We start from the raw sequence: 9,135 nt of genomic DNA on the forward strand, positions 1-9,135 counted from the left end.
GTCCGTCGGTCACCCGTTCAGCCGATCAGCACCGCGAAGCCGGGCTTGACGACGTTGTCGATGATGTCCAGCCGCTCGTCGAACGGCAGGAACGACGACTTCAACGCATTGATGGTGAAGCGCTCGAGGTCGGACCAGCCGTAACCGAAAGTCTCTGCGAGAACAGCCATCTCGTGGCTCATGCTGGTGCCGCTCATCAGCCGGTTGTCGGTGTTGACCGTCACCCGGAACCGCAGTCGGGCCAACAGGTCGAACGGATGGTCGGCGATGGAGGCCACCGCGCCGGTCTGGACATTGGACGACGGGCAGAGCTCGAGCGGAATTCGCTTGTCGCGCACGTAGTGCGCCAGCCGTCCCAAACGGGGCGTCCCCGACTCGTCGACCGTGATGTCGTCGACGATACGGACCCCGTGCCCGAGCCGGTCGGTGCCGCAGAAGGCCACGGCCTCGTGGATGGAGGGCAGTCCGAACGCCTCTCCGGCGTGAATGGTGAAGTGTGCGTTCTGCCCTCGCAGGTACTCGAACGCATCGAGGTGTCGGCTGGGTGGGAACCCGGCCTCCGCGCCGGCGATGTCGAAGCCCACCACCCCCGAATCCCGGAAGCGCATCGCCAACTCGGCGATCTCCCGCGAACGTGCGGCGTGGCGCATCGCCGTCAACAGGCATCCCACCCGGATGGAGCGACCGGCCGCCCGCGCCGCGGACTCCCCCGCGCGGAACCCTGCCAGCGTGTGCTCGACCACCTGATCGAGAGTCATCCCGCGTGCGAGATGCTGCTCGGGGGCGAAGCGCACCTCGGCGTAGACCACGCCGTCGGCGGCGAGATCCTCGGCGCACTCGCGGGCCACCCGGTGCACGCCCTCGGGGGTCTGCATCACCGCGACCGTGTGGACGAAGGTCTCGAGGTAGCGCTCGAGCGAGCCGCTGTCCGATGCGTCGCGGAACCACCGCCCGAGGGCGTCGGCGTCGGACGCCGGTAGGGCGTCGTACCCGTCGTGCTCGGCCAGCTCGAGCACCGTCGACGGCCGCAACCCGCCGTCGAGGTGGTCGTGCAGAAGGGCCTTGGGAGCTGTCCGGATGCTGGCTTCGTCTAGGCGTACCGGCGTCATGTTTCGACCCTAGTCCCGCGTCGAAACTCGTTCGTCTCGACAATCGAATCGGTTGCAGTGTTACCCGGATGAAAACAGTTCCGTGGTATCGATACATCTCGACAACCGAAACCGTATATTCCGAGCCGACACCCTCGGGAGAATCGGAGCGAGAATGGCCGTGACGGAACCGCCCGCGTCGAGCGCGCCCGCGACCACCAGCAAAGGCCTCAACGCCGGAGCACTGGGGTTGGTCGGCAACATCGTGATCGGCCTGTCCGCAGTCGCACCCGCCTACAGCCTGGCAGCCACCCTGGGCTACGTGGTGCTCGCCGTCGGGGAGAAGGCGCCGTCGATGTTCCTCGTCGCCTTCATCCCGATGCTGCTGACCGCCTTCGCCTACCGTGAACTCAGCCGCGACACCCCCGACTGCGGCACGTCGTTCACCTGGGGCACCAAGGCCTTCGGCCCATGGGTTGGGTGGATGGCCGGATGGGGTCTGGCCGTATCGGCCATCATCGTCCTGGCCAATGTCGCCGAGGTGGCCGCGATCTACCTGTTCAAGTTCCTCGGCGCCGACAGCCTCGCCGATTCCACCGGCGCCAAGGTTGCGCTGGGCTGCTTCTTCATCGTGGCGATGACCTACGTCAGCTTCCGCGGCATCCTCATCAGCGAGCGCATGCAGAACGTGCTGATCGTGGTGCAGTTCGGGGTGCTGATCGTGGTCTCGATCATCGCCCTGGTGAAGGTCTACGCGAACACCGCCGGCCCGCAGGCCATCACCCCGCAGCTGAGTTGGCTGGTACCGAGCGGGTTGAGCATGTCCGATGCGGCCCAGGCGATCATCCTGTGCATCTTCATCTACTGGGGTTGGGATGCGTGCCTGGCCGTCGGCGAGGAGACCAAGGACTCGGCGAAGACGCCGGGGCGCGCAGCCGTGATCACCACCCTCATCCTGGTGCTGACCTACGTACTGGTGGGATACGCCGTGCAGTCGTTCGCCGGGTTCGGTGACACGGGCATCGGGCTCAACAACCCCGACAACGCCGACGACGTGCTCACCATCCTCGGCGACCCGGTCGCCGGGTCCATCGCGGCGGGTCTGCTGCTGCTCACGGTGTCGATCTCCGCCCTCTCCTCGACCCAGACCACGATCCTGCCCACGGCCCGCGGGGCGCTGTCGATGGCCGTCTACGAGGCCATTCCCAAGCGCTTCGCGGGCGTGCACCCCAAATACATGACACCGGGCTTCGGCACCCTGGTGATGGGCGCCGCGGCGTTGCTGTTCTACCTGGTGCTGACCTTCGTCAGCGCCAACGCCCTGCAGGACTCCGTGGCCTCGCTCGGCCTCGCGGTGGCGTTCTACTACGGCATCACCGCGTACGCGTGCGTGTGGTACTTCCGACGCACCTTGTTCACCTCGACGCGAAACCTCTTCATGCGCGGCATCTTCCCGCTCCTCGGCGCCCTGTCGATGACGTGGGCCTTCGTGCAGAGCGCGGTCGACATGATCAAGCCCGACTACGGATTCACCACGTTCGGGCCCATCGGCGGGGTGTTCGTCCTCGGGGTCGGCATGCTGGTGCTGGGGATCCCGCTGATGCTCCTGTGTTTCGTGGGCAACCGGGACTTCTTCCAGGGCAAGACCCTCGACGCCACCACCGAGGTCAAGGTGCCCGACACCACCTGACCCCCGTCACACCTGCAGCCCCCTGCTCATCGTCAGAGACCCTGGCCCCTCGCGCAAGGATCAGCCCATGCACATCACGGTCGGTTACCTCGCCACTGCCAGCGGGGACGACGGCATCGCTCTCGCCGCAGCCCTCGCATCCACGTTCGATGCGTCCGTGGACGTGGTGGTCGTCCTCAAGGGCGACGATCCGCCCATGGAGGGCAGCGGGCCGTATCGCAAGGTACTCGAGGCCACGGCCACCGGCTGGCTCGACGACGCCCTGGCCCAGTTCCCCTCCGGCACAACGGTTTCCCCACATCTGATGTGGGCCGAATCGTTCGCCGAGGGGCTCGTCGAGTTCGCCACCACCCACAACTCGGACCTGATCGTGCTCGGCGCCACCGGCGACGGGATCCTCAACCGGCACACCATCGGATCGGTGGCGGGCGCGTTGCTGCACTCGTCACCGCTCCCCCTCGCCCTCGCGCCCCGCGGCTACCGCGACCGCGGCGTGACAACGCTGACCGGCCTCACGGTCGCAGTACCCACTCGACCATCGAGCGACAATCCGCTGCCGTTCGCCCTCACCCTCGCCAGCGCGTCCGGGGTTCCGCTGCGCCTGCTCTCCCTCGTCTCCCTCGAGCCCGGCAGCTACGGGCCGGACGGACCGGCCATCGAGACACGTCAGCACTATGTCGACGCCGCCGAGCGCAACCTCGCCACGGCAACGCGAGCTCTCCCCGACGCCCCGGATCTGGAGTCGATCGTCGCCGACGGTGAAACGCTCGACGAGGCAGTGGCGTCGCTGGACTGGGAGGACGGCGACATGCTGGCCCTCGGCTCGGGGCGCCTCGGGCAGGCCTCGCGGGTGTTCCTCGGCTCGGGAGCGGCCAAGATCCTGCGCGCCACCACAGCCCCGGTTCTGGTGGTCCCCCGCTCCTGACGATCAGAACCGGCTCACAGGGACTGGCTCACGACGGCAGGCTCACGAATCGAAGCCGAGCCCGACGGCGTTCATCGCGCGCAGGTACAACCCCGAGCGGCCCTCGTTGCGATCGGCGCGGGCGAACTCTCTGCGCGCGAGAGTGATCCCCATCCAGCGCAGGGGCTCGGGCGGGAACGGCAGCGGCTTGGTTCGCACCATGTTCAGTCGGGTGCGCTCGGTGTCCCGCCCGTCGACCAGGTCGAGCGCCGTACGCGCGGCGAAGTGCGAGGCTCCGACCCCGAGGCCGGTGAAGCCCACCACCGACACCACGCGACCGCGGGCCGAGACGTCCCAGAACGCACTGAAACGCGAGCACGTGTCGATGGCGCCGCCCCACGCGTGCGAGGCGCGAATGCCCTCGAGGCTCGGGAAGTACTGCAGCAGATGCTCGGCCAGCACGGCGAACGACTCGGGGTCCTGCGTACGTCGCGGATCGGTGTCCCCACCGTAGAAGTAGAAGTTGTCCCACCCGCCGAACAGAATGCGGTCGTCGGCGGTCAATCGGAAGTAGTGGAAGCGATGACCACTGTCGGCCAACCCTTCCCGGCCCTGCCACCCGATGCTCGACCGCTGCGTCGCGGTGAGCGGCTCGGTCACGATGGAGTAGTCCCACACCGGCACGATCCAGTGACGCAACTTGCGCAGCACCGGCGTCGACGCCGCCGTGGCCAGCACCACCCTGCGTGCGCGGACCGTGCCGTACCCGGTGCGAAGACCGATCGTGGCCGAGGAGGTGTCCAGCCCGGTCACCCGAGTGTTCTCGTGGATGCGCACCCCGAGGCGTTCGGCGGCGTCGGCGATGCCCCACACCAGCTTGGCCGGATCGATCATCATCACATCGGGATCGAAGGCCCCGCCGAGAGCTCGCGGACTGTGCACCCGTCGGTCGAGCTCGGCGCGGTCGAGGTAGAGCATCTTCTGATCGAGGCCTGCTGCCTGCGCGACCAACTCGCGCAGTTCCCGAATCTGATAGTCGAAGTTGGCGATATCGATCTCACCGGTGCGCTCGATATCGGCATCGATACCGTGGCGAGCGACGGCGGCTTCGATGTCGTCGAGGGTGCGGGTGCCCATCTCCAGCAGCGTCGGCAACTCGTCGGAATACCGGTCGATTCCGTTGGCGAGCCCGTGGGTCAGGCTCGCGGCGCAGAACCCGCCGTTACGCCCGCTCGCGCCCTCGCCGATGCGCTCGGCCTCGAGCAGCACGATCGAGCGACCGGGGTTCTCCTCCGCCGCGATCAGCGCGGTCCACAGGCCGGTGAACCCACCGCCGACGACCACCAGATCGGCCACGACCTCCCCGGTCGGCCGCGGCCGAGGCTGCGGCCGTTCGGGGCGGTCGAGCCAGTACGGGGTGGGGACCGCACCCGCGACCATGTCGACCCCACGAGCGGTGGGTCTGGTGGCCCACGGCGCGGTTCTCGGACCGGTCACGACCGACCGCCGAAGACCGTGCTGTGCCAATCCTTGTGAGCAGCACCGGTGATGTCGGTCATCACGTGCTTGATCATCAGGTACTCCTCGAAGGAATAGGTGGAGAGATCCTTGCCGAACCCCGACGCCCCGACGCCTCCGTGCGGCATCTCGCTCACGATCGGGATGTGGTCGTTGACCCACACGCATCCGGCACGGATCTCCCGGGTGGCCCGCCCCGCGCGGTACACGTCGCGGGTCCACGCGGAGGCGGCGAGGCCGTAGTCGGTGTCGTTGGCGCGGCGGATCGCGTCGTCGTCGCCGTCGTGAGCACTCACGCACAGCACCGGTCCGAAGACCTCGTCGCGGTAGATCTCCGACCCCTCGCTCGCTCCCACCACCAGTGTGGGCGGATAGAACGCTCCCGGTCCGTCGGGAAGCGTTCCACCGGTGACCACACGCGCCCCCGCGGCGAAGGCCCGAGAGACCATGGCGTGCACCCGATCACGGTGTCGACACGAGATCAGCGAGCCCATGTCGGTGGCGGGATCGGTGGGGTCGCCGACCACCACGGTGGACATCAGCTCGGCCACGCCGTCGACGAAGTCGTCGTGAAGATCGCGCGCCACGATGGCGCGTGCGGCAGCGGTGCAGTCCTGGCCGGCATTGATCAGCGACCCGGCCACGGCCCCGCGCACGGCGGCCTCGATGTCGGCGTCGTCGAACACCACGAAGGGAGCCTTGCCGCCGAGTTCGAGCTGCACTCGGGTGCCGTTGGCCGCTGCCAGGCCCATCACCGTGCGCCCGACGGCCGTCGAACCGGTGAAGGTGACCACGTCGAGACCTCGATGGGACGCCAGCGCGGCGCCGGCCTCGGGACCGGTTCCGGTGACCACCGAGAAGACCCCGGCGGGCAGCCCCACCTCCGTGGCCAGGCGTGCCAGTCGCAGACTGGTGAGTGGAGTGAGTTCGGCGGGCTTGAGCACCACGGTGCAGCCGGCCGCCAGCGCGGGCAGTACCTTCCACACCGCCATCTGCAGCGGGTAGTTCCACGGGGTGATGGTGCCGACCACCCCGATCGGCTCACGGCGGATGGTCGAGGTGTGCTCGGCGGAGTACTCCGCGCTCGCGCGACCCTCGAGATGCCGGGCCGCGCCGGCGAAGAAGTCGATGTTGTCGATGCTGCCGGGAACGTCGAACTCCGAGGCCAGGCGCACACTCTTGCCGGTCTGGGCGACCTCCTCGGCGACGAAGAGCTCGCTGTCGCGCTCGACGGCGCGGGCGAGGGCGGCGAGCAGTGTCGCGCGCTCGACGGGGGCGAGTGTCGACCACGACGGAAAGGCCGCGCGGGCGGAGGCCACCGCCCGGTCGATCTCGACGCCGGTCCCCATGCTCAGCGACGCCACCGCAGCCCCGGTGGCGGGGTTCTCCACGTCGATCGCGGCACCGGAACCGTGCGCGGGCTCGCCATCGATCCAACATCCTGCATCGAGCTCGCTCATGCCTGACGATGTTATGCATCTCGACGTCCGGCCGCCACAGAAAGCAACGGATATGGTGGGGCAATGTTCGTTCGACAACTGAATCCATGCTTCCGAACGCCGAACGAGACTTGAATTAGTCGTCGTAACCGGTCAGGATCAAGGGGTGCCGGATCCCGCCGTATCTCTCGACGACGTCGCGAAGGCGATCATCGAGCAACTTCAGGCCGATGGTCGCCGGTCCTACGCAGCCATCGGCAAGGCCGTCGGGCTGTCGGAAGCGGCTGTGCGTCAACGTGTTCAGAAGCTCACCGACGCAGGGGTGGTGCAGATCGTCGCCGTCACCGATCCGGTCCAGGTGGGCTTCACCCGCCAGGCCATGATCGGCATCCGCTGCACCGGTGACACCACCGCCCTCGGGCGCACACTCGCCGAGTTCCCCGAGATCGACTACGTGGTGCTCACGGCCGGGTCCTACGACGTTCTGATCGAAGTGGTGTGCGAGAACGACGATCACCTCCTCGACCTGCTCAACAACCACATCCGAACGCTGCCGGGGGTCACCAGTACCGAAACCCTGGTGTACCTGAAACTGCTGAAGCAGCAATACAATTGGGGAACACGATGACCACCACCGCGCCGAGCACCACCGCCGATCGCGAATTCGACACCGCAGCGCTCACGGCCTCCGCCAAGCGTCATCTGTGGGGTCACTTCGCCCGCCACGGCGAGCACATCAACCCACCGGTCATCACCCGCGGAGAGGGAGCGCGAATCTTCGACAGCACCGGCCGCAGCTACATCGACGGCCTCTCGGGGTTGTTCGTCGTGCAGGTCGGGCACGGTCGCGAGGAACTGGCCGAGGCGGCCGCTCGGCAGGCGAAGGAACTGGCCTTCTTCCCCCTGTGGTCGTACGTGACCCCGTCGGCGGTGGAGTTGGCCGAACGGGTCGCCGGTTACGCGCCCGGCGACCTCAATCGCGTGTTCTTCACCACCGGCGGCGGGGAAGCCGTCGAGAGTGCGTGGAAGTTGGCCAAGCAGTACTTCAAGAAGGTCGGCAAACCCGGCAAGCACAAGGTGATCTCGCGGGCGATCGCCTACCACGGCACCCCGCAGGGCGCTCTGGCGATCACCGGCATCCCGGCACTGAAGGAGGCTTTCGAGCCGCTCACCCCCGGAGCCTTCCGCGTACCCAACACCAACATCTATCGAGCCCCCGAACCTCTCGGCACCGATCCCAAGGCATTCGGGCGCTGGGCGGCGGACCGTATCGCCGAGGCCATCGAGTTCGAGGGACCCGACACCGTGGCCGCGGTGTTCCTCGAACCGGTGCAGAATGCGGGCGGGTGCTTCCCGCCGCCGCCGGGATATTTCGAGCGGGTGCGCGAGATCTGCGACGAGTACGACGTCCTGCTGGTCTCCGACGAGGTGATCTGTGCATTCGGGCGCATCGGATCGATGTTCGCGTGCAACGACTTCGGGTTCGTGCCCGACATCATCACGTGTGCCAAGGGTCTGACCTCCGGATATTCGCCCATCGGCGCGATGGTCGCCTCCGATCGCCTGTTCGAGCCCTTCTCGGACGGCATCACCTCCTTCGCGCACGGCTACACCTTCGGCGGACATCCGGTGTCCGCGGCAGTGGCCATGGCCAACCTCGACATCTTCGAGCGCGAGGGCATCAACGCACACGTCGCGCAGACCGCCCCCGCGTTCCGGACGACGCTCGAGCGTCTGCTCGACCTGCCGATCGTGGGGGACGTGCGCGGCGAAGGGTTCTTCTACGGCATCGAGCTGGTCAAGGACAAGGCGACCAAGGAGACCTTCGACGACGCCGAATCCGAGCGTCTGCTGCGCGGATTCCTCTCCCCCGCTCTGTTCGAGGCGGGTCTGTACTGCCGCGCCGACGACCGGGGCGACCCGGTGGTGCAACTCGCTCCGCCCCTGATCTGCGGGCAGTCCGACTTCGACGAGATGGAACAGATCCTGCGCGATGTCCTCACTCGCGCAGGCGAATTGCTCTGATCCACGCTCGGGAGGTCCGAGTTGTCCACAACCGCACACGCAGAGCAGCGAACGTATGTTCGATTGCGTGGTAGGGTTGCCGGAGGCGCCGGGGGGTGCCGGAGATGGTGATCGGCGAGGGGGTGCGGGGTGGTCGAGGAGTCGATTCGTGCCGCCGTGGGCGCCGACGATGCCCTGGTGGGGATGTCGGAGCGGGCGTTGGAGCGGCGCCTCGCCGGGCTCGAGCGAGCGGCGGCGATGATCGCCGCGGCACAGATGTCGGTGGTTGCACGGATGCAGGTGGTGGCGCACACCGCTGATCAGGCGCAGACGGCCGCGGGTCGGGAGCAGTTCGACGGGACGACGCTACCGGCGCGGCCGCGGCGGGTGGCCGGGTTGGCGATGGTGGTGGGTCTGGCCTGCAAGATCTCCCCGAGTCAGGGGCGTCGGGTGATCACCCGCGCCACACGCCTGATCACACAGTTGCCGACG

The 9,135-nt window shown here is 67.8% G+C and carries 8 protein-coding genes; 5 read left to right on the forward strand and 3 right to left on the reverse strand.

Annotated elements, in window-relative coordinates; all coding sequences use genetic code 11:
- Positions 1–17: 17 nt before the first annotated feature.
- On the reverse strand, positions 18–1,109 hold the full coding sequence (locus tag ACY48E_RS10270; protein ID WP_462872048.1) for an adenosine deaminase: 1,092 nt from the start codon (positions 1,107–1,109) through the stop codon (positions 18–20).
- 154 nt (positions 1,110–1,263) lie between these two features.
- On the opposite strand from ACY48E_RS10270, the gene ACY48E_RS10275 reads away from it, so the two are divergent.
- Positions 1,264–2,778, forward strand: coding sequence for an APC family permease (locus tag ACY48E_RS10275; RefSeq protein ID WP_462872049.1), 1,515 nt, complete (start codon positions 1,264–1,266; stop codon positions 2,776–2,778).
- Positions 2,779–2,845: 67 nt separating this feature from the next.
- Entirely contained in the window at positions 2,846–3,703 is an 858-nt protein-coding gene (locus ACY48E_RS10280; protein WP_462872050.1) for a universal stress protein, read from the forward strand.
- A gap of 42 nt (positions 3,704–3,745) precedes the next feature.
- Here the strand turns inward: ACY48E_RS10280 and ACY48E_RS10285 are convergent, their stop codons facing one another.
- On the reverse strand, positions 3,746–5,122 hold the full coding sequence (locus ACY48E_RS10285) for an NAD(P)/FAD-dependent oxidoreductase (protein WP_462872075.1): 1,377 nt from the start codon (positions 5,120–5,122) through the stop codon (positions 3,746–3,748).
- Between the two features lie 53 nt (positions 5,123–5,175).
- Complete coding sequence (locus ACY48E_RS10290; protein ID WP_462872051.1) at positions 5,176–6,660, reverse strand: gamma-aminobutyraldehyde dehydrogenase; 1,485 nt, start codon at positions 6,658–6,660, stop codon at positions 5,176–5,178.
- 145 nt (positions 6,661–6,805) lie between these two features.
- Between ACY48E_RS10290 and ACY48E_RS10295 the strand changes: the two genes are divergently transcribed.
- The 3 genes from ACY48E_RS10295 to ACY48E_RS10305 form a co-directional block, all read left to right on the forward strand.
- On the forward strand, positions 6,806–7,267 hold the full coding sequence (locus ACY48E_RS10295) for an Lrp/AsnC family transcriptional regulator (RefSeq protein ID WP_462872052.1): 462 nt from the start codon (positions 6,806–6,808) through the stop codon (positions 7,265–7,267).
- A complete protein-coding gene (locus ACY48E_RS10300; RefSeq protein WP_462872054.1) occupies positions 7,264–8,664 on the forward strand; it encodes an aspartate aminotransferase family protein in 1,401 nt (466 codons plus the stop codon). The genes ACY48E_RS10295 and ACY48E_RS10300 overlap by 4 nt, the downstream gene beginning before the upstream one ends.
- A gap of 129 nt (positions 8,665–8,793) precedes the next feature.
- A partial coding sequence (locus tag ACY48E_RS10305) for a hypothetical protein (RefSeq protein WP_462872055.1) occupies positions 8,794–9,135 on the forward strand: 342 nt, incomplete at its 3' end.

Source organism: Rhodococcus sp. AZ1 (genome assembly GCF_054979605.1).

Bases quoted from the DNA above. Each gene is read 5' to 3' on its own strand.
- ACY48E_RS10270 (WP_462872048.1), bottom strand. From the start codon at position 1,109: ATGACGCCGGTACGCCTAGACGAAGCCAGCATCCGGACAGCTCCCAAG.
- ACY48E_RS10275 (WP_462872049.1), top strand. From the start codon at position 1,264: ATGGCCGTGACGGAACCGCCCGCGTCGAGCGCGCCCGCGACCACCAGC.
- ACY48E_RS10280 (WP_462872050.1), top strand. From the start codon at position 2,846: ATGCACATCACGGTCGGTTACCTCGCCACTGCCAGCGGGGACGACGGC.
- ACY48E_RS10285 (WP_462872075.1), bottom strand. From the start codon at position 5,122: ATGGTCGCGGGTGCGGTCCCCACCCCGTACTGGCTCGACCGCCCCGAA.
- ACY48E_RS10290 (WP_462872051.1), bottom strand. From the start codon at position 6,660: ATGAGCGAGCTCGATGCAGGATGTTGGATCGATGGCGAGCCCGCGCAC.
- ACY48E_RS10300 (WP_462872054.1), top strand. From the start codon at position 7,264: ATGACCACCACCGCGCCGAGCACCACCGCCGATCGCGAATTCGACACC.